Origin of the sequence: Paraburkholderia sp. CI3 (assembly GCF_050436505.1) — a bacterium.
Taxonomy (GTDB): Bacteria; Pseudomonadota; Gammaproteobacteria; order Burkholderiales; family Burkholderiaceae; genus Paraburkholderia; species Paraburkholderia tuberum.
The window spans coordinates 322,291-343,622 of the sequence record NZ_JBNDMI010000001.1; the positions used below are offsets into that span (position 1 = coordinate 322,291).

Sequence of the window (21,332 nt, forward strand, 5' to 3'; positions counted from 1 at the left end):
GCGGTAGGGATACCCATTACTGAGCACCCCCCGCACAGATCCCGGCGTGCCCAATTCGGGCACCGGGCTCCTACCTCGGGTGTTTGACGGCGAAGCGCCGGTCAGGCCACGGATGAAGGATTCGAGGGGGGCGGAAGCCAGGCATTGGCGATTCGTCTCATTCGCTCCCACGTCATGGCGTCCTTCTGACTGCGCCGCCGGAGCGTGCGCCGCCATAGAGCGGTGACGTGATGTCGAAATGCGCCGAGTGCCCGCGAGTTGGTAGGCACTGCGTGATACGCAAAGTATCCGCGAACTACCTGCCTGAGCCATTGCCCTTGCACTGGAATCGGTTCGTGCATGCGCGTCCGTAGCGCCTCCTTGATCTGCCTGAGTCTCGCCCGCATGCGATCCCCTCGGGTCTTCCGCTGCAACTGGAAAGCCCCGCGACGAGACCTGCCGCAGATAAAGATGAAACCCAGGAAGGTGAAGGCCTCCGGTCGGCCAAGACCCCGGCCCTGGCGGTTGACCGCTGCATAGCGGCCGAACTCCGGCAGCCTCGTCTTGTCCGGGTGAAGCACAAGCGAGAACTCCTCCAGCCTCAAACGCATCGCGTCCCAGAATCGCCGCGCGTCAGCTTCGTGCTCGAAACCGACAACGATGTAATCTGCGTATCGCAGAATGATGACGGTGCCTTTGGCTTCCCGCCGTCGCCACCGGTTGGCCCAGAGATCGAAGACGTAGTGAAGGTACACGTTCGCGAACAGCGGTGAAGCCACTGATCCCTGTGGTGTCCCTGTCTCACTGACGCTAAGCTCTCCATCTTCCAGAACACCCGCCTTGAGCCACTTGCGCACAAGACGGATGATGCGCTGGTCGCCGATCCGGTGCTCCATGAAACGGACTAGCCATTCCTGGCTAACCGAGTCGAAGAAGCTCCGAAGATCCGCGTCCAGAATCCAGTTCACCGGGGTGTGGGTGATGGCCGTCGCCACGCATCCAGCGCATCATGTTGACTACGCCCGGGCCGGAACCCGTACGAGAAACCCAGAAAGTCTTCCTGATATATCGCGTTCAGCACTTCCACCACCGCACGCTGGACGATCTTGTCTTCCAGCGCGGCAATCCCCAACGGGCGCTGTTTGCCGTCCGGCTTCGGTATGTACTGTCGCCGAACCGGCAGTGCCCGGTACGCTCCGCTCTGTACCTGCGCGTACAGGCGCTGGAGATTCTCTTCCAGTCCCGCCTCGTAGTACCGCCACGTCAGGCCATCCACTCCGGGAGCCGCATTGCGTTTAAGCGCAAAGAATGCCCCTCGGAGCCGGTCGGCCGTAACGTGATGCAGAAGCGCCGTGAACCGTTCCTTCTTCCGCTGTCTTGCAGCTTGCCGTACACGTTCCAGCCCCTGTGGCACGCTTGCCCGGTTCTGCGCCCGGTGCGTGTGTGGCTGACCCGTGTTCCCCTCGGTCCCCGCCCTTGGCTCCGCCCACTCCGCAGCTGGTTCCCCAGCCTTGTTCGCAGGCTTCATCGCTACTACGGCGGAGTCTGACTTCTCCCGTCCGTTCATCATCGGCTACGGCTCCTCGCCTTCCCGATGCGGACCTGTCCATCCTGCAACAGGCCAGACTGGAGATCTCCCGGTTCCCGAACAAGGAGCGTGCGCACATGCCAGGTTCTACGACCACGCCGGGTCATCCGGGCGCTCGCGATTGCGCGCTCGGACGTTTTGCCTTCCGCTACACAGACAGCGTCGGCACCCGGAATCAGTTTTCTATCGTGGCTCGATGGCTGGCCTGCACGTACCCCTGCCGACGCTTCGCCGACATCCTCACGGATGCCTGCGCACGGCTCGGGGCCGATGTGGTTCGCTATTCCTTCATCGCAGTGGACTTGCACCACTTACTCCTTGCCGGTCTCCCGGCGCACCTGTGTGAAAACGTAGGCTTAACGCGATGTTCGAGAAAAGCGACCCTTCAAATCGCCCTGCAACGACCTGGCAGTGCACTGGGAAGGGTAAAGCGACACCCAAAAACCGAGTACTTTCGCGTTTTCACACGGCCTCGACCCACAGCGGCCTGCTGAGATGGCCCGCTCAGTGTCCGGCAACCGCATTGAAGCCGTCGTTTGAGCGTGAGCTACGTTTCTTTGGTAACTGCCTCGTCCCTGTTTGTCGAGACCACAGAAAACCGGATCCGCGAGCGATCCGATATCGCAGCGGTGTGCGCCGTGCGAGTGGTGAGCACCGCGTTATTAGCGCAGGCCCGCAATCTCACCTACCCTGTAATGAGGTGTGGCACAGAGCGTCGTTGACAGCCCTACCGCCCGTCTCCGTGCCGGTGACGGGTTGGCACGTCGCATGCAGACGTCGCGCTATAGTCGATCTGGTTTGGGTGACCTGGGAGTACCCGACACAATCAACATCATCTTTGACACCTCGCTGAGAGATCTTGGATTGAGAGCTGGTCGACGCGATCACAGCGGAATTCCGCTACGAAGGTGGATTGATCGCGACTGAATGGCCGGGGGAACCCGCATGGCATCGGAGCATGTCGAGCGCAAACTAGCGGCGATCCTCGCGGCGGATATCGCGGGTTATTCGCGATTGAGCGGCGCGGACGAGGAAGGGACGATGCGTCGCCTCTGTGCGCTCCGCATCGAGCTGATCGATCCGGCGATCCAGGTCAATCGCGGCCGCATCGTCAAGACGACGGGCGATGGGATTCTGGTCGAGTTCATAAGCGTGGTGGACGCTGTGCGCTGTTCTCTCGAGATCCAGCGGGGGCTGGCGGTGCGCAACGCCGATTTTATATCTGAGAAGCGAATCGGGTTCCGCATCGGAATTCATCTCGGCGACGTAATGGTGCAAGCCGATGGTGATTTGCTCGGCGACGGCGTTAATATCGCCGCGCGCCTCGAAGGCATCGCTGAGCCAGGCGGTATCTGTCTTTCCGACGACGCTTACCGCCAGGTGCGTGACCGCCTGAAGGAGGAGTTCACCGATCTCGGCGACAAGGAACTCAAGAACATCGCGCGGCCAGTACGGGTCTATTCGGTCAAGACCGGCTCGGACCCCTCACCGCCCGAGCCGCACGCCGCTGCACCGGGAAAATCAGGTCCGCCACGCCTCTCCATCGTGGTCTTGCCGTTCGTCAATCTAGGCGGCGACCCGGAGCAGGAATATTTCGTCGATGGCGTCACCGAGAGCCTGACTACCGATCTCTCGCGCATCCGCGGGGCGTTCGTCATCGCTCACAATTCAGCCTTGGCCTACAAGGCCAAGCCGGTAGATACGCGGCAGATCGGGCGCGAGCTTGGCGTGCGGTATGTCATGGAAGGTAGCATGCAGAGCATCGGCAGTCGCATCCGGGTCAACGCTCAGCTCATCGACGCGGAGACGGGGGCGCATCTTTGGGCCGAGCGCTTCGACAAGCTGCGCGCCGATCTCTTCGACATGCAGGATGAGATTACCGCAAGGCTTGCTCGCATGATAGGCATTGAGCTCGTCGAGGCCGAGGGTCGCCGGGCAGAGCGCGAGCGACCGGACAACATGGACGCCATGGACCTTGCGATGCGCGGCTGGGCGATCATAAATCAACCCTCTTCACTGGACGACGTGCGTCGAGCGCGTGCCCATTTCGAGGCGGCGCTGCGCCTCGACGACGCGAACATCGATGCGCTGGTCGGACTGGCCGAAAGTTATACCCTGGAGGGCCGCAGCTACGCCTCTCATGACCTGAGCGACCTGAGCGAGCATATGCGTACCGCCGAAGCGGCAACCGCCAAGGCGCTGAGGACGGCGCCCAACAACGCGCTGGCGCACTACGTCCGGGCCACGGTGTTACATCGTATGCGCGCGCCGGAGCGAGCGCTGCGCGAGTGCGAGCTTGCCATCGGTCTGGATCAAAATCTGGCGTTGGCCCATGCCTATGCCGGGTTCATGAAAGTCCTTCTCGGACGGCCCGAGGAGACCGAGGCTCATATTGCCGAAGCGATCCGCCTCAGCCCGCGTGATCCTCAGTTGAGCCGCTGGTACTTCTTCCGCGGAGCGGCTGACCTCTACCTGGGCCGCATAGATGACGCAGTTGAACCCCTACAGAAGGCGGCCGAACTCCATCCGAACCACAACCTTAACCACTTCTTCCTGGCAGCAGCCTTGGCGCTACTGAGCCGCGAGGTTGAGGCAGCGGAGGCGTGCGCCGCCGGGCAGCGGCTCGATCCCACTTTCAGCGTCGCCAGGTTCCGGGAACTCGCACCCAGTAACAACCCGGTCTACCTGGCGTTGCGTGAGCGCGTCTATGACGGTATGCGCAAGGCCGGGGTGCCGGAGGGATGAATCTGTTTGTCTCGTTTGGGTCTAACACCCCTTAACCCGAAGGGCCGCTTCCGCGAAAACCGGATGCCAGGCCTAGTTTGGGGGTTGTTCGGCGCCTGCCGCGATCCTCAGGACTGTAAATATCTGGGCGTGTGCCGGCAAGCGTCGAACAAGCCTAAACCGTCGGGGCCTCCGGTAAATCACCTGCAACCGCAACGACGCGCCCGATGTGCGGCGAGACGCATCGCTTATTGGACGCGAGCTTTGAGTCGAAGCGCCGCCGATTCGCCTGGGCCGTGTGGTCTGAGACGGTGAGGTTTTCCAAAGCGGCCGCCGGGGATCTTTTCGCGATGCCGAGCCACCGCTAGTTGCTGCAGTAGCATCTAGCGAAGCTCAACGCGCCTGGTTAGTATGCAGTCGTCCGGTGGGTCGGGAGGCGCAGTCGCATGGAAAGCATCGAGAATGTCGTGATCGGCGCAGGCCAGGCCGGCCTTGCCCTGAGCTGGCATCTGAGCCAGCGCCGCTGCGAACACCTGGTGCTTGAGCGAGCGCGCATCGCCGAGCGCTGGCACTCGCAGCGCTGGGATTCGCTGTACTTCCAGTTCCCGAACTGGAGCATCGAGCTGCCGGGCCATCCGCCGTACACAGGCGGTCCGCCCGACGCCTTCGCGCACCGCAGCGAGGTTTGGGGATTTCTCGAAAGCTACGCGGCAGCGATTTGCGCGCCGGTACGTTGCAACACGGAGGTCACGGCACTGCGTCGAAACGGTGCACCACCGGCGAGATTCCGGCTGGTCACGCCGCAGGGCGAGCTGCGGGCGCGCAACGTGGTCGTAGCCACGGGCCCATATCAACGTGGGCGCGTCCCGCTTCTGCAACGTGGCCTGCCCCCCGAGGTCATACAGATCCACTCTGGCGACTATCGCAATCCAGACCAGCTGCCTGAAGGCGCCGTGCTCGTGATCGGCTCGCGCGCGTCGGGATGCCAGATCGCCGACGAACTGATCGAGGCTGGACGGCGCACCTACCTCAGTGTTGGCCGGCACCAACGTGCACCGCGGCGCTATCGGGGCCGCGATGCATTATGGTGGCGTCGCGAGCTTGGCCTGCTCGACCAGACCGCTACGGAGGTGCCCCCCGAACACCGCCTGCCACCACCCTTGGTGACCGGGGTGCACGGCGGATACGACGTCGACCTGCGCCAGTCCGCTGCGCGTGGTTTGTCTCTTCTCGGGCATCTCCAGGACATCAGTGATGGCCGGTTGCATTTCGGCGACGACCTGGAAACCACTCTGCGCGGCGGCGATCGAAGCCTGGAAGAGTTCGTGGCGAGGATCGACGCGCATGTCGCGCGAACAGGCGGCCTCGACGTCGAGCCAGCCCCCGAGAAGCCCTGTGTTCCTGCCCGGACGATCGCTCATTCGCCGACGCTGCTCGATGCACGCGCGGATCGAATTGGCAGCGTGATCTGGGCTACCGGCTACAGCTTCGACTTCAGTTGGATCGAGCTGTCCGAGGTGTTCGACTCGGCCGGCGCGCCAATCCACAGCCGCGGTATCACCGAAATACCGGGGCTGTACTTCCTTGGCGTACCATGGCTGCATAAACGCAAGTCTAGTTTCCTCTTCGGAGTCGGGGAGGATGCCGCACATATCGCCGCGGCCATCTCTGACGAGGCAAGCTAACGATGGCCGCGTGATGCCTCGTTGCCGGGTGGGCCGGCGACGAGGGGAACGTCGTTGGCCGCGACAGCGAGTTCGTTGGCTTGGGTCGAAGGTCAACTCACTCTGCTTCACTGATAACCCGAAAACACAACCAAACCTACTGCCCACCGAGGAACAGACGCCCAACATCGGGATTGCGCGCCAGTTCGGCTCCGATGCCCGCCATGGCGACCCTGCCAGCGGTGAGGACGTAGCCGATATTGGAGAATTCCAGCCCTTTCCTGGCATTCTGCTCGACGAGGACGATCGTCTTGCCCTCGTTCTGCTGAAGTTCTTGCAGTATTTCGAACACCATGTCGATGAAGCGTGGCTCAAGACCGATCGATGGCTCGTCAACGAGCAACACTGCAGGATCCATAATGAGAGATCGAGCGATCTCCAATAACCGTCTTTCACCACCCGAAAGCACGGACGCGCGTTGAGTGCGCCGCTCGGCGAGCCGCTTGTATTTGTCGAATACCTTCTCGGCCGCTTCCTTGGCCTGACGCGGATGGACCAGCAGGAAGCCGCCCATGAGCAGGTTTTCCTCGACTGTCATGTCCGGAAACACCGAGTTGTCCTGCAAGATGTAAGCGATACCCACGGCTCGGAGTTTCTCGTTGGGCGGTAGCCGCGTCACATCCCTGTCGTTGACGACAATCTTTCCGGACAGGATGCGAGCAAAGCCGTAGATCGCGTGCAACACGGTCGATTTGCCGGCGCCGTTGGGGCCGATGAGACACAGTGACTGACCAGCGCCCACGCGCAGGCTCACGCCATGAAGTATTTCCATCTTGCTGTAGCCGGCTACGAGATCGTCCACCGCAACCATGACGTCGCCACGCACCAGGGCGTCGAGTTCGCCAACACCGGGGCCCTCGACCGCGAGCTTGTCAGCTTCGCGGGCCGCCTCATCCATAGAAAAGACGGTGCCGACACGGCTTGGGTCATATCTGCTGTTGGTCTGACCGCCTCGGGCATTGCGAGCTGTCACTTTGAATGCACCCCAAGGTAGGCGTCGACGACCCGTGGGTCGTTCTGGATTGATTCCGGTGGGCCGCTGGCCAGCAATTCGCCGTGGGCCAGACAGTAGATGTGTTGCGCAAGGTTCATGATGGCCTGCATGTTGTGCTCGATGATCAGCAGCGTGATACCGAACTCCGAATTCGCGCGCTTCAGCCGATCAATCGTAAGCGGTCCATCTTCGACGTCTATCGGCTGGCGGCATGAGCGAGGAGCATAGGTGTCCACCTACGTGGAGGTGGACACCTATGGCTGGCAATGACTCAGAGTTAAGAGTAGTTCGTCTAAGCCGCGACGGGCGCCGTCGCTATGACGAGAACGGTAAGCGCGCGCTGGTCGAGGCTGCATTGCGCCCGGGCGTGTCGGTAGCCCGTCTGGCACAGGAGCATGGGATCAACGCCAACCTGCTGCGCAAATGGACCACGAAGTACCTGATGGAACGTGAGAAAGGCATCTCATTGGCATCGCTGAAGGACGACGCCGACGAGCGCGCCCCATCACCACCCGCAGTCGAAGTGATGGATGGCAAAGCCATCGATATGCCGGATTCACGTAAGCGGCCCGCGCCGGCAGAATCCTCCTCTGCATTTGTTCCTGTCGTGTCACTGCCACCGGCACTGCCGCCACCACCCGTATCTCCGGCACCGCCGATGACGCTCTCACTGCATGTATGTCTGTCGAACGGCGTGGAGCTCGATCTCAGTGCAGCGAGCATCGACGAACTGAGCACCGTGGTCCAGATGTTCGGGAGGATGCCGTGTTCCGGTTCGACGAAAAGCTGACGGTATACCTGCACCGCGATCCCGTCGACTTCCGGTACGGAATGAACAGTCTGTCGATTCTCGTCGAACAGGCGATGCGCCTGAATCCGATGGATTCCTCGCTCTACGTTTTTACCAACCGGCGATGCGATCGCGTCAAGATCCTGGGCTGGCAGCACAACGGTTTCTGGCTGATGCTCAAGAGACTCGAGGCCAATGATCGCTTCGTCTGGCCTGACAGCAAAACCGAAGTCGTGACGTTGACCGTCGATCTGCTGCACTGGCTTCTCGAAGGTGCCGACATTGCTGCTCTTCAGCGGCATCCGAAACGCCACTATGCTCGCGTGAGTTGAACACGGCATCGGCGTGCCGGTCTAAGTGGCATGCCGATCAACGTGACCATCGACGCTGACGAACTCAGGGCGCTCCTCGCGATACGTGAGGAGCACGACGCCCTTCAGTCAGAGCGTGACGGGTTACGCAGCGCACTGCGTCTCGTGACTGCGGAGCGCGACCTGGCCGAGGAACGACTGCGCGCTTACCGGCGCGAGCTGTTCGGCGCGAAGAGCGAAGCTCGCGCATCGGATCAGCCCGGTCTGTTCAATGAAGCCGAAGTGCTCGGCACGAACGCAACACCCGCGCAGGAAGATACTCGCGAAACCACGATCGCAGCGCACACGCGCAAGAAGCGCGGTCATCGCAAACCGCTCGATCCCAGTCTGCCGCGCGAAGTCGTTCGGCACGAACTTCCCGAAGCCGAACGCTTCTGCAACCACGACGGACACGCGCTCGTCGAGATCGGCGTCGAAACGAGCGAGCAGCTCGACGTGATCCCCGAGCAGGTTCGCGTCATCCAGCACCAGCGCGTCAAATATGCCTGTTTGTGCTGCGACCTCGGCATCAAGGTTACGCCGGCGCCGGCGCGCATCATCCCGCGTGGGCTGCTGACGGAATCGGCACTCGCGTGGGTCGCCACCGGCAAGTATCAGTTCGGCATGCCGATCTATCGCCAGGCTGGCCTGCTGCGACGCTTCGGTGGCGACATCTCGTCGAACACGCTCGCCGCGAGCATGGTCCGCGTCGGTCACGCGACGCAGCCCGTTATCAACCTGATGCGCGACGCGTTGCTCGATGCTGACGTGATCTACTGCGACGAGACGACGTTCCAGGTCCTGAAGGAAGAAGGGCGCAAGCCGCAAACGAAAAGCTATCTCTGGGCGCAAATGACCGGATCGGGAACGCCCATCCGCTGTTTCGCCTATACGGCTGGTCGCGGCGCGAAGCTGGCCGACAAACTGTTCGCCGGCATTCGCAAGGGTGCGGTTCTGATGACCGACGGATACGAGCCCTACAACGGCATCGCGCAACAGTATCAACTCGTGCATCTCGGATGCTGGGCTCATGCGAGACGGTATCTGGTCAAGGCCGAAGATAACGTGCCCAAGGCGGCCCGCTCCCCCGATCTGCTCGCCACACGCTTCATCAAACTGATCGGCAAGCTGTTCGCAGCGGAGGCGCGCAGTGAAACGTGGCCGGCTGAACGACGACAGCGATTGCGACGACGATACAGTCCACGCGTGCTGGATGCCATCGAAAAGCTGATGCTTGAACAGTTGCCCGGCGTCGTGCCGCAAAGTTTACTCGGCAAGGCGCTGACCTATCTGCATGGACAGTGGCCCAAGCTGATCCGATACGTCGAGAACGGCAACTGGCCCATATCGAACAATCCCTGCGAAAATTCCATTCGCCCGTTTGTCGTCGCACGCAAAAGCTTCCTGTTTGCCGATACAGTTGCTGGCGCACATGCGAGTGCGAATCTTTATTCGCTGGTCGAGTCAGCAAAAGCCAACGGCATCGACCCGTACTGCTACCTCACCTGGCTGTTCCAACGTCTGCCACTGGCGAAGACCGTCGACGACTACGACGCGCTGTTGCCGTGGAAGATGCCCGCCAATCTCCGCTGACCCTTCTCCCTGCCACACAATTTACGCCTCAGAGCACCTCTGAGCGGCGTCGTTCGTGGACCGCATACGATCAATCAAGCTGTTGATCAAGGTCGGGTTGATGCCTGCCGTGGGTTCGTCGAGCAGCAGCATCCTCGGCCGGTTCATCAGCGCCATCGCGAATTCCAGCAGCTTCTGCTGGCCAAACGACAGATCCCCCGCGCGCAGAAAGCGCTTGTTGTAGAGACCGACGAATTCAAGCGAAGTCTCGGCCTGCACGCTCACCTCAGACGGAATTTTCGAAAACATTGTGAGCAGGCCATCATGCTGGTGCCGCACGCTGATCTGCATGTTTTGCATGCAGGTCATGTTGCGGTAGACGCGTGTCTGCTGGAAGGTCCGAACGAGTCCGAGGCGGGCGATCGCGGGCACCCGCAGACGCGAGACCTCCCGTCCCGCGAACCTGATCGAACCGGAGCCAATGGGGTGGTACCCGACGATGCAGTTGAAAAGCGTGGTTTTGCCCGAGCCGTTGGGGCCGATCAGGCCCACGATGCCGCCGTCGGGAACGGAAAGGGAAAGATCCCTGTTGGCAACAACCCCGCCGAAGGACTTGGTGAGATTACGAACTTCGAGTAGGTCACTCATTTGTGCGCTTCTTGACGGCGGAGCCACCCGACGATGCCCTTCGGCAAGAAAACCACTACGCCAAGGATGAAGAGGCCCATCACAACCCGTTGCCAACCCAGTAGATACGTCCAGAATAGCTCTTGCGTAATGTGAAATACACAGGCACCAACCACGGGGCCCCACAACGTCCCTCGGCCGCCCAAGACCGCCATCAGCACCATCCAGACGCCGTAGGTGGACCCTGCGAACGCGAACTCCCGCGGGTCGATGAACCCGACCAGGTTGCCCGCCACCGCGCCAGCCAAGCCCAAAAAGAAAGCGGAGATACACCAGGCCATGATCTTGTGGCGGGTCGTGCGGATACCCATGGCTTCCGCCTTTTCCTCATCGTCGCGAATGGCGTTGATGGCAAGACCGAAGCATCCGGCGTATAGCCGCCGCAACGTGATAAACGCAAGAGCTACGATGGCGAACAGGAGGTAGTAAAAGAACTTTTCCCGGCCCCCAATGGCGCCCGGGAACAGGGGCGTGACCATGCCGGAACTGGCACCGACGTAGTTCCATCCCGCGGCGATGTCTGCCGCCGCGATTCCCAATCCGAGCGTGCCAATCGCGAAGTAATGACCACGCAATGCGAGGATGGCGGGCCCGAGAACCGCGGCGGCAAGCATACTGGCGATCGCGGCGAGGGGCACTCCCAAGGCAAGCGCGGGAAAATAGCCGAGCCCGGAATCACGCTGTACCAACGCGCAGGCATAGGCACCAATCCCGAAAAATAGAACGTTGCCGAAGGAGTTGTAGCCCATCTGCCCACCCGTGACGTCCCAGGTTAGGGCGAACACGACCATCAGCCACAGAAATGCCATTTGAGTTGTGACGGACGGAAGCAGCCATGGCGCCGCGAGGACAACCAGGGCAATCCACACAGGCAGAGCCGTTCGCATCAGGGACCCGGTCATTTCAGGTATTGGCGTTTTCGTCCGAGCCACAGGTTTCGCGCCACCAGGATCACGACGAGCAGCGAGAACACAAAGGCGGTCTGGAATTGTGCGCCGAGCAGGAACCCGGCGTAGTTTTCCGCAACTCCCAGGATGGCGCCCGCAACGACAACGCCCCCCAGATTGCCCACGCCGGCCACGACGACGATCATGAACGAGCGGACTGTATAGCTCTGCCCCGCGTACGGCTGAATGATCCACGTCATGGCGACCAGTCCACCAGCCGCGCCGCAGATGGCACCGTTGAGGGCAAAGGTCGCGGCATAGACGCGATCGGTGTCGATACCGAGAATCCGGGCGGCGCGGGTGTTCTGCGCGGTGGCCCGAATTGCCCGTCCGAGACGGGATTTGCGCAGGAACCAGACTAGTAGGCCCCCGAGCAGCAAGGTGCTTCCGAAAGCGACCAGCTTGATCCCGGCCACCGTCACCATACCGTGCACGAGAAGCAGGCTGCCCAGCCCGGATTCTACGGTCCGCACATCGGATCCAAACAGCTGATTGGCCAACTGCTGAATCAGAATGCTCAGCGCGAAAGTCGCCAGGATGGACCTGAACAGATCCGTCTGGACGACCCTGAAGATGACAACCCGGTATAGCGCCCAACAGATGATCGCCATCACGATCGCGGCAATCGGAACAGCCAGAAGAGAAGGCGTGCCGGCTCTTGCGAGGAAGAACACGATGTAGCCACCGAGGAGCACGAACTCGCCCTGGGCCACATTGACGAGGTTCATCACTCCCCAAACGAGCGCCATGCCGTAGGCCACGAGCGCGAAAATCGCCCCGACCAGTATCCCGTCCACCAACAGTTGGAGATTAAGGACGGGCGCATCAAACAGCAGTGTCAGATTCCCCATCGGCCTGCCCGTCGATCGCCCGCACTGAGGGAAGCCCGCGGCTACTGCCGCTTATCCCAGGTGGGAGCTGGATAGATGGCCTTCGCGTTCGCCCACTTGCTCGGCACGACAACCATGTACTTACCGTTCTGCACCTGGTAGAGGACCATTGATTTGGCGACATTCTTGCCGGTCGAGTCGAACCTGATGGGACCATAAAAGGTCATCAGATCGGTCTTGGCGATCGCGTCCCGTACCTTTTCCCGGTCAAGCGACCCGGCCCGCTCAATGGCATCCACGAAGGTCAGCACGGCGGCCGTGGATTCGGCTGAGCCATAGGTGACAGGGTATTTGAATTCCTCCTCGAACGACTGCGCATAATTCTCGGCAGTTCCAAACCATCGGTCACTGTACGGAAGGCTGCGATCCCACTGCGAGGCGCACAGAGCATATTCGGCCGCCTTGCCGAACTTTTCAATGATCTGTGCCGAGTCGCACTGCGTGAGAGCAAGCGCCCGCACATCAACACGCTGCTCGGAAACTTGGCGGACTGCCAGTACCGCGCCCTTCGCATGCCCGGAGACAACCAGGACATCGGGTTTCAGCGCCCTCACTTTCGCCAGTGCCGAGGACATGTCGTTCAATTCAGGCGGCAGCTTGTCATCGACAACGACCTGCATACCCCACTTCGCGGCTTCCTCGATCACGCCTTCACGCACGTCCTGGGAACCATCATCGTTCTCGATGACAATCCCGACCTTGAGTGATGTGGGGTTCCTCCGGGCCTTCTTCGTTTCTTCCGCCACGAGTCTGATTGCTGGACGCAAATAAAAGTCCGACGTATTGAGTATCGCGAAAAGATACTTGTAGCCATTTGTAAATAGCGCCCGGTCGGAGCCGTTTCCTTCGATCATGGGAATCTTGTACTTTTCGGTGATGGGCGCGATGGCCTTGGTGAGACCAGAACTGTAGGGCCCGAGCACGAATTGCACGTGGTCCTGGTTGATCAGGCGTTCAACCAGTTCTGCGCCCCGGGCGGACGTGGACTCGTCGTCGTAATAGAGGATCTTCAGCTCGTGTGACTTGCCCCCAATCTTGACTCCACCCAATTCGTTGATGCGCTGGACTGCCAGATCGTAACCATCCTTCGTGTACTTGCCATCGATCGAATATTTCCCAGTAAGTGACACCGCAGCGCCCAGGACAATCGCATTCCCTTCAGCCGTTGCGGCCGACGGCGCGCCAAAGCCAGCAGACAGGGCTGCAATACCCATCAATACCCAGACAGCGGACTTCAAGCTCGTGAACATGGGATCCCCCTGCGTTCATTAGTATGCGAAAGTCGGCACGCTGGTACCTTACCTTTAGCATACAAACCGTGTGCCTGCGATCAGCCTTGGCTGGCTGCGTCCCGGACCATTGCGCTGCTTGGCAACTGCAGCCTCATTCGGGGGCTAAGGAAATAAGCGCCGAACCCGACGGGGTCGGCTTTGAAGGTGACTTTGTCGTGGTCACAGGGAAACGCTGCCGCTTGACGTAACAACGTTGTGTTCGCTCAAGGAACGCACACATGCAAGAAAATACTGCGGCGCACGTGAAAACTATCAGATTGAAGATAGGTAACGGAATGGAAAGAAACAGTAGGGACTTCTCCGAATCACTTCCCGATACGCAATGTGCTCATACACACATCCAAATGCTGGCGCCGCTGATGATGCGGTGGAAAATGCGATAGCACCACCACGGCATCAACCATGCCAGAAATAGTGATGACAATACGGTGAATGTTGCGTGACTTTGCCCAAAGCCCTTGCTTACGAGTCAGACTCGTCTTTAATCAATAGCAGACATTCGTTGAGGACTTCGGACGGTGGATTCTGGTCGCACGTGCTGGAAGGTGTCACGCGGCCGGGCCGGTTAGATTCTTAATCTCGCTATATTTTTTGACAGGATTAAGCGCATACCTGATCAGAGCAATCGCGGACCATCTGCGTCGGAAACCTCAGCGACACAGTCAACGTTTACGCCGACAATGCTGACGGAGATGCAATACCGAGTTGCAGCATCCATGGTCCCGGCACTGCGCTAAATGGCGTCGCGAGCATTGCGCTTGATGCTTCTGGAAACCCGATTACAAAGGAAGTGGCGATTACGTCCTGATGTCTCTCTCTAGCGCGCGGAGTCAGCAGTTCGTTATATGAGTCCCTCGCTCTAAGCTCCCTGGAATGTATGTGCCAGGGATCGGTCGATTTTCGCCGTGGTCTTCTCCGACGAAGACTTATGCGAGTCGAACAGGTTGAAACGATCACCCGGACGCCGCCGCTTTCTCAAATCTGTCAGTTCATTGGCCGCGGTCGGCCCCTGCCGGCCACCCGCGTCGCGGCGGACGTGCGCTCAAGTGAAGTATCGTGGAATTGGCGCTTGGGAGGAATCTGAACATGCCGGGCACAACAATGGTATTCAGCAACGTGGTGGCAGGTCGATTTCTCGTAGTACTCTTGGCAAGCTGCGCGGCCTTGCTGAACACAGCGGCCGCGACACCCCTCGTTGTGACCGAGCAAGGGCCGGTCCGCGGTATGGCAACGCAGGGCGTAACCAAGTATTTGGGCATTCCCTATGCCGCTCCTCCAGTTGGAGATTTGCGCTGGACGCCCCCGCGACCTCACGTGCTTTGGTCAGGCGTTCTCGATGCTACGAAATTCGGCAGTCATTGCGCGCAGACTGCCCAGGTAGTTGGCGCACCCAGCATTAGCGAAGATTGCTTGTTCCTGAATGTCTACGTTCCCGATGGCGCGGATAAGAGTCGATCACAGACCGGCGACGAAAAGCAAGGACCGACCGCTCCTCGTGGGCACGGCGTCATGGTCTGGATCCACGGAGGTGCTCTGACAGCCGGCGAGAGCGACGATTTCGATGCGAGCAGGCTCGTGGACGTGGGAGGCGTGATTGTTGTCACGCTCAACTATCGCTTAGGCGCGTTGGGATTTCTCGCGCATCCGGCGTTGACGGCAGAGTCCCCCAATCACGCCTCGGGAAACTATGGCATCCTGGATCAGCAATTTGCGCTCAAATGGGTGCAGCGGAACATTCGCGCATTCGGAGGCGATCCGACTAACGTCACCATTTTCGGTCAATCGGCCGGCGGTCTGAGCGCCCTCGCCAATATGGCTTCTCCCGCAGCGGCCGGATTGTTCCATCGGGCCATCGTGCAAAGTGGCGCATATGAACTGGTGTTGCCGAGCCTGACTAGCGGCGAAGCCCAAGGCACTGCATTTGCAAATACCGTTGGATGCGGCAGTCAGACCATTCAATGCTTGCGCTCGCTGTCGGTCCAACAGATCCTGGCAAGTCCACTCTCTGCCACGCCAGTGGTAGATGGATTCGTGCTTCCCCTTTCCCTGCAAACGGCTGCGGCGACAGGGCAGTTTAATCGCGTCCCCGTCCTCAATGGGACAAATCACGACGAAGCAAGATTTATGATCGCCATGAACGAAGTCGCGGGACGTGTAGTGACCGCGTCGCAGTATCCCGCGGCGGTGGTCGCTGCATTTGGTCCGCAGGCCGGGCCTCTCGTTCTCGCGCAGTATCCGCTCGGCAACTATGTTAATGCCGACGAAGCGCTCGCGGCTATTCAGACCGATTCGTCGTTCGCCTGCCCCGCGCGTCTCGCCGACCAGGTGCTCTCAATCTACGTGCCGGTATTTGCCTACGAATTCGATGACGAGGATGCACCGGAGATATTTTTGCCTCCCGTGAGCTACCCGTACGGAGCGGCCCACGAGTCCGAACTTCAGTACTTCTTCCCGGCGGAAGACCTCACGCACATGCCGGGACCGCCCCAGCAACTTCGCGACGGTCAGCGAAGGCTGTCGCTAACCATGATTCGGTACTGGACCAACTTCGCGAAAGACGGCGATCCGAACGGACCTCAAACGCCAAATTGGGCCAGGTACTTGGTCGGTCTCGACGCATTCCAGTCGCTTGAGCCTGATTTCCTGGGGCCCGATCCCAACTTCGCTTCGAGTCACCGCTGCGCTTTTTGGGCGGGGCTCTTTCCGCAATAGATCGGGACATGAAAGGCTGAGATCTCTAGCAGGCTGCTAGTGTCGTGAGTTGGAAGTTCGTTGTATTAATGTCCTGTACTGTCAGCGATGACGAAGTGCTGCTTAAAGAGCCGCTCGGACTCACGTAATCCTTCTTCGGTGAAGATGACAGACTTCGTTTTATTAACCGGGTCGCCAATGAGGCCTCGTTCGTAGAGCCGATTCAGCACATCCCAGTCGAAGCCCTTCCATGCCCGGTTGTGATCGTGCAGGGTCAGGTAAAGAAGTGCGAGGGCGACTTCGTCGATCGCGTCGGTATTGATGTTCATCGCGCGCGTCCTTCGACCTTCTGGACCCGCACGCAAAACCGTTCAAGGCTGGTCAGGATCTCATCGGCCGACTTGCTCCAGGCGAAGGGATGGGGATTTGCGTTGTAGCCTTCAAGGTAATGGCGGATGGCGTCTTCGAGTTGGCGGGTCGAACGATGCGTGCCGCGTCGAAGGTACTTCTCCGTGAGCGTGGCGAACCATCGTTCAACCTGATTGAGCCACGACGCCGAGGTCGGCGTGAAATGAACATGGAAGCGAGGATGGCGAGCGAACCACGCCTTGATCGAGGGCGTCTTATGCGTGCCGTAATTATCCATCACCAGATGCACATCCAGCGACTGCGGAACGTTGGCTTCGATCGTGCGCAGGAACTGCAGAAATTCGCTGCTGCGATGGCGTCGGTGCAACTCCCCGATCACTTCACCGGTGGCGATGTCCAATGCCGCGAACAGCGTGGTCGTGCCGTGACGCATGTAATCATGGGTGCGCCGCTCGGGAATGCCCGGTGCCAACGGCAGGATGGGCTGCGTGCGGTCCAGCGCCTGGATCTGGCTCTTCTCGTCCACGCACAACACCATGGCCTTGAGCGGCGGATCGAGGTAAAGCCCGACGATATCGCGAACCTTGTCGACAAACAGCGGATCGCTGGAAAGTTTGAAGGTCTCCTGCCGGTGCGGCTGCAACCCGAAAGCTCGCCAGATCCGGGTCACTGCCGTTTGCGAGAGATTCATCTCGCGCGCCATCGTACGCGTGCTCCAGTGCGTGGCCACCGCAGGGACAGACTCGAGCGTCTTCGCGATCACTGCGTCGACGCGCGAATCATCGATCGTTCGGGGCGCGCCCGGGCGCGGCGCGTCGAGCAATCCATCCAGACGGTCTGCAACGAAGCGCGCGCGCCACTTGCAAACAGTCTGCTGACTTACACGCTGTGCCTTTGCGACCATCCGGTTGTCCATGCCATCGGCACAGGCCAGCACGATGCGCGCTCGCAAAGCCAACGCCTGCGCTGTCTTGCGTCGCATCGTCAACGCCTTAAGCTGTTCGTGCTCCGATTCGCTCAGCACAAGCTCCGCCTTAGGTCTTCCGCTCATCGCCACGTCCTCATACCAGTGCTACACAAGACACTTTAGTACGCAGCGAACATATTTCAATGAATTTTTAACTCACGACACTAGGCTCGCAGACTGACGCTGAAATACCAAAAACGTCGAATTGTTCGGAATATGCGAAACTTTACCGGCTACGTGCAACATAAGTGAAAATGCCAGCAGCGTGAATAACGTGCCGGTAAAATATTGATGATTCAGTCCATGCCCAGGTGGGAGCAGGAATGCCGCCCAACACCTCAGATGAGGCCGTTGGAGGTTGGCTTCTGTCGCGAGAGAAACAGGCTCTGCACAACATTACCGCTAGAGTTACGCCATGACTCAGTGTCACCGATCGCACGCATTCATTCTTCCGGTCGCTCTGGGGACATTGCTACGGTAACAAAGAGGTCGGCTGAGCCCCCAAATTTCTCATTCAGTAGTTTCATATATTTATCTAGAGAAAATTCCGTGCCGGAACGATCTTTTTCTCGGGGCAACTTCTGAAACCATTTTTTTGGTCGCTCCCTTTCTGTCCATTCTTTATATAACAATAGTTGTCGCGATAACCTTGAGGATGGTTTTCCGGCCAATATTGAGAGGGTGAGCTGCGTGGTAGCCAACCAGAATATATAGCCGGCCATCAGAGAATCGGCGTGGTCGTCATGCAAGCCACAAACGAGCCTATCGCGAAAGAAAATGAAGTCAGGATTGACGTGCACCCTGTCATAGAAACGATTCCAGTTGTCTTTCTCCCCGTCTCGCAATATCCTCACACCACCAAGAATTCCCATTGAAAAGCACTCGCTAAGCTCATACGAATAGATATCGCGAAGTCGTCTGAGCAAGGGTCGTTCAATACCAATGGAACTCAGAAAATGATCGGAGAACAGCCACTTCCCCGCATTTTCAGAATTTAGGGCAAAATTGAAGTACAGATCCGTGCTTTTGCTCGACCGCCACTCCCGCAATGATTCCGGGAGGTCTTTTCTGAGCACTGGCGATCTTTTAAATACAAATGAAGCGGCACGATACCATGGCAGAACGTCTTCAAGCCGTCGTGGTTCTCGGGAATTAAAAGCAGTATCAAGTGGCGAGCAGAGAGAATAATACTGGATGACCCCTTCACCGTTTATGCCTTTCCCCTCGTCGAACGGCATAAATCCGGCATCGCCGCGAAGTTTTCCAAAACGCTCCAGTGCCTTGTCGTAGGGATAGCGCAAACGCTCGCTCTTCCACCGGTTCATGGACTCGCAATTTTGTTCTGACGCCCTCATGATGGAATATTCCACACCTCTCGCGCTACCCTCCAGCAGGTCAAAGCACGTTATAAAGGCAGGATGATCGGGTATTGCTGGCGCGGAGCGTGGCAGGTCTGTATAGAAATGTGTTCCACCGTATATTTCTCCTTCAAATAATTTGGCGTGATGTTCAGCCACCGCATTCATGTAAACACACAGTGTTCCCATATCCAATTCTGGGGGCCTGGGGGAGAGAAACAGCCGGAGCAGGGCTGAATAGATGGCGATCAGTTCCTGACGGGAGTGCAACTGACTCATATATTCGGCATTCTGCGGGATCGACGGCCGTCGTTTCTCATAAGTCAACCGTGCGCGCTCGAGGGCGCTAGAGGAGAGCCATGACAATAGGGGTTTGGGGCGCTTTTGTCGGATGCCTATTGCGTGCAGGTGTTGAAGAACAAATGTGACGCAGTCTGTAAGGCCATAAAGCAATTTCCAGATGTACGCCCCAAATGGTGTAGTCATCAACCATCGCCGATGGTCATTCTCGTGTATTACCGTGAGGAGGCAGTCGAGGGCCGCAGCATCAGCATTGCGCCCGGCTTCGGCGAGGGTGCGTCGCTGCCGGTTTTCAGGATCAACGTCAAACCTGAAGGTCGTCTGATACGTAGAGAATTCGACATCGATCGACTGCGAGAAGCTTTCGCAGTGGAACGCACCAATGACATCCAGCAGATCAGCCTGTACGTCGACCGGATGGTCAAGCATGTCAATGCTTACCTTCCGGCTTCTGGTCCTTTATGATTTTTATGATGGCCTCAGACAGGAGCCTCGAAATCAGTCCAGCGACGATGGGATTGTTGGCAGCATCGATCATCATCTGAATGACAAGAGTGTGTGACTGAAGTGTGCCGAATTCATGATCTTCAAGAGGATTATCGATACTTACTGACAGGCCAGACACTTCGGCAAGCTTCCTTACTTCCGCTGCCAGCTGCTCAGCCGAATCCAAGTTGTCGTTCTCGATTTCAGAAAGCTGGATGGATATTTTCATTTTGACCTCTGTTAGAAATCATAAAACGATTGATCTGATGAATATCGCCGCATGTTCGATATTGCCGACAGGCGATATTGAATATAGGAGAGCGGCAGGATAGTTCAAGCGCCTGATCCGATTGTTTTATCGCGGTTTTGTCGCAATAAGGAGGTGAGGTCAAGTATAAGCGGTATCTTTAGTACTATTTATGCCGCCAACGCATAGAACTGCTGGGCTGCAGAACGCGTGGTGCGGTGGCGACACATCATCTGCCCTTTTTTAATCATGCGCATGACTTCGATGCCACCCAGTAAGATGCGGGCGCAACGAAAATTCTTGAACCCCAGCATGGGACGAATACGGCGCTTGATAGCCCGATGGTCCTGCTCGACGACGTTGTTCAGATATTTGGCCTGACGAATCTTGATTGACGTATCGCGTTCGGCGTTGATCGCATGCAGCCCTGCGAGATTGGCGCCGCTCTTGTCGATCGTCACCGTCTCCGGGACACCGTTTTGATCGATGGCCTTCTCGAAATAACGCCGGGCGGCCACCTTGTCCCGCTTGGCTCGCAACAGAAAGTCAACCGTATCGCCCGCTTTATCAACGGCCCGGTACAAGTACTTCCATTCACCGTTGACCTTGACGTAGGTTTCGTCCATTCGTCAGCTTCTACCGACTGCGCGTTTTTGTCGCCGAAACGTCTTTTCCAGTGCCGGCAGAAGTTTGATGGCCCAGCGATGCACGGTCGAATGATCGACCGAAACGCCCCGCTCGGCCATCATCTCTTCCAGATGAGGCAGGCTCAGCGGATAGGCCACGTACCAGCGCACACAAGTCAATATCACATCCAGCGGATAGTGCAGCCGTTTGAGCACCTTGTTCCTACCCGCATTCAAGCTCGTCATCGTAGATCACGTCTTTCGTTTTCCCAGCGCCACGATAGCAGATTGTCTTAATGCGACAGAGCCGATCCCCCAAGGGGACGTCCTTCGGGGCGTGCGCAAGCTGCTCAGGCGCCACGGCGGCCCACGCGTGATCGTAACGGACAAGCTGCGCCGCTACGCGGCGGCGAACAACGAATGGGCCTGAACGTCGAGCATCGGCAGCACAAAGGACTGAACAACCGGGCGGAGAATTCGCCCCAGCCCACACGCGTGCGCGAGAACGTGATGCGGCGCTTCAAGTCGGCGCGCCATCTACAACGATTCACGTCGGTCCATGCTCAGGTGAGCAACCTGTTCATGCACTGCCGCTACAACGCGAACGCGCAACAGAAACGGCAGGCCCGCAAGCAGGCGTTCAAGGCATGGGAAACCGTAACGGACAATCCGATGCGGGATCGCATTGCAGCATAAATTAGTGATCCTTGTGTTAGGCGCCTTCGCCTGCGCGCCCTTCAACAAGTTGACG

Annotated in this window: 16 protein-coding genes and 3 pseudogenes; 7 read left to right on the top strand and 12 right to left on the bottom strand. The window is 58.9% G+C overall.

Annotation, left to right across the window (positions count from 1 at the left end; translation table 11 throughout):
- Positions 1-70: 70 nt before the first annotated feature.
- Positions 71-1,549: pseudogene (gene ltrA / locus OKW29_RS01495) on the bottom strand (group II intron reverse transcriptase/maturase).
- Between the two features lie 963 nt (positions 1,550-2,512).
- Between ltrA and OKW29_RS01500 the strand changes: the two are divergent.
- Entirely contained in the window at positions 2,513-4,312 is a 1,800-nt protein-coding gene (locus OKW29_RS01500; RefSeq protein ID WP_429289698.1) for an adenylate/guanylate cyclase domain-containing protein, read from the top strand.
- A 425-nt stretch (positions 4,313-4,737) separates the two neighbouring features.
- Complete coding sequence (locus OKW29_RS01505) at positions 4,738-5,976, top strand: NAD(P)-binding domain-containing protein (RefSeq protein ID WP_429289699.1); 1,239 nt, start codon at positions 4,738-4,740, stop codon at positions 5,974-5,976.
- 136 nt (positions 5,977-6,112) lie between these two features.
- Here the strand turns inward: OKW29_RS01505 and OKW29_RS01510 are convergent, their stop codons facing one another.
- Complete coding sequence (locus OKW29_RS01510) at positions 6,113-6,913, bottom strand: ABC transporter ATP-binding protein (RefSeq protein ID WP_429289700.1); 801 nt, start codon at positions 6,911-6,913, stop codon at positions 6,113-6,115.
- Between the two features lie 71 nt (positions 6,914-6,984).
- Positions 6,985-7,245 (bottom strand): hypothetical protein, encoded by a 261-nt coding sequence (locus OKW29_RS01515; RefSeq protein ID WP_429289701.1) that lies wholly within the window; start codon positions 7,243-7,245, stop codon positions 6,985-6,987.
- A gap of 20 nt (positions 7,246-7,265) precedes the next feature.
- On the opposite strand from OKW29_RS01515, the gene OKW29_RS01520 reads away from it, so the two are divergent.
- The 3 genes from OKW29_RS01520 to tnpC are packed head-to-tail and all read left to right on the top strand — an operon-like array spanning position 7,266 to position 9,742.
- On the top strand, positions 7,266-7,799 hold the full coding sequence (locus tag OKW29_RS01520) for a transposase (protein ID WP_429289702.1): 534 nt from the start codon (positions 7,266-7,268) through the stop codon (positions 7,797-7,799).
- On the top strand, positions 7,775-8,131 hold the full coding sequence (tnpB, locus tag OKW29_RS01525; RefSeq protein ID WP_167368694.1) for an IS66 family insertion sequence element accessory protein TnpB: 357 nt from the start codon (positions 7,775-7,777) through the stop codon (positions 8,129-8,131). Before OKW29_RS01520 ends, tnpB begins: the two co-directional genes overlap by 25 nt.
- Before the next feature lie 30 nt (positions 8,132-8,161).
- Complete coding sequence (gene tnpC, locus OKW29_RS01530) at positions 8,162-9,742, top strand: IS66 family transposase (RefSeq protein ID WP_429289703.1); 1,581 nt, start codon at positions 8,162-8,164, stop codon at positions 9,740-9,742.
- A 21-nt stretch (positions 9,743-9,763) separates the two neighbouring features.
- Here the strand turns inward: tnpC and OKW29_RS01535 are convergent, their stop codons facing one another.
- The 4 genes from OKW29_RS01535 to OKW29_RS01550 form a co-directional block, all read right to left on the bottom strand.
- Complete coding sequence (locus tag OKW29_RS01535; RefSeq protein ID WP_429289704.1) at positions 9,764-10,369, bottom strand: ABC transporter ATP-binding protein; 606 nt, start codon at positions 10,367-10,369, stop codon at positions 9,764-9,766.
- Positions 10,366-11,217, bottom strand: a complete 852-nt coding sequence (locus OKW29_RS01540; RefSeq protein ID WP_429289705.1) for a branched-chain amino acid ABC transporter permease — start codon at positions 11,215-11,217, stop codon at positions 10,366-10,368. Before OKW29_RS01540 ends, OKW29_RS01535 begins: the two co-directional genes overlap by 4 nt.
- A gap of 89 nt (positions 11,218-11,306) precedes the next feature.
- The gene (locus OKW29_RS01545; RefSeq protein WP_429289706.1) at positions 11,307-12,206 is read right to left on the bottom strand and encodes a branched-chain amino acid ABC transporter permease; all 900 of its coding nucleotides are present in this window, start codon (positions 12,204-12,206) and stop codon (positions 11,307-11,309) included.
- A gap of 41 nt (positions 12,207-12,247) precedes the next feature.
- Positions 12,248-13,495: an amino acid ABC transporter substrate-binding protein gene (locus OKW29_RS01550; RefSeq protein ID WP_429289707.1), complete on the bottom strand. Its 1,248-nt coding sequence runs from the start codon at positions 13,493-13,495 to the stop codon at positions 12,248-12,250.
- Between the two features lie 1,128 nt (positions 13,496-14,623).
- Here OKW29_RS01550 and OKW29_RS01555 point away from each other — a divergent pair.
- Positions 14,624-16,249, top strand: a complete 1,626-nt coding sequence (locus OKW29_RS01555) for a carboxylesterase/lipase family protein (protein WP_429289708.1) — start codon at positions 14,624-14,626, stop codon at positions 16,247-16,249.
- A gap of 65 nt (positions 16,250-16,314) precedes the next feature.
- On the opposite strand, the gene OKW29_RS01560 is transcribed toward OKW29_RS01555, so the two are convergent.
- The 5 genes and pseudogenes from OKW29_RS01560 to OKW29_RS01580 form a co-directional block, all read right to left on the bottom strand.
- The gene (locus tag OKW29_RS01560; protein WP_187620085.1) at positions 16,315-16,557 is read right to left on the bottom strand and encodes a DUF6429 family protein; all 243 of its coding nucleotides are present in this window, start codon (positions 16,555-16,557) and stop codon (positions 16,315-16,317) included.
- Positions 16,554-17,648, bottom strand: a complete 1,095-nt coding sequence (locus OKW29_RS01565; RefSeq protein WP_026226240.1) for an IS630 family transposase — start codon at positions 17,646-17,648, stop codon at positions 16,554-16,556. The genes OKW29_RS01560 and OKW29_RS01565 overlap by 4 nt, the downstream gene beginning before the upstream one ends.
- A 359-nt stretch (positions 17,649-18,007) precedes the next feature.
- Positions 18,008-19,651 (bottom strand): hypothetical protein, encoded by a 1,644-nt coding sequence (locus OKW29_RS01570; protein WP_429289709.1) that lies wholly within the window; start codon positions 19,649-19,651, stop codon positions 18,008-18,010.
- Between the two features lies 1 nt (position 19,652).
- Positions 19,653-19,937: a hypothetical protein gene (locus OKW29_RS01575; RefSeq protein ID WP_429289710.1), complete on the bottom strand. Its 285-nt coding sequence runs from the start codon at positions 19,935-19,937 to the stop codon at positions 19,653-19,655.
- 188 nt (positions 19,938-20,125) lie between these two features.
- Positions 20,126-20,827: pseudogene (locus OKW29_RS01580) on the bottom strand (IS6 family transposase).
- Positions 20,828-20,912: 85 nt separating this feature from the next.
- Between OKW29_RS01580 and OKW29_RS01585 the strand changes: the two are divergent.
- Positions 20,913-21,277, top strand: a pseudogene (locus OKW29_RS01585) (DDE-type integrase/transposase/recombinase); the annotation flags it as partial.
- Positions 21,278-21,332 lie beyond the last annotated feature (55 nt).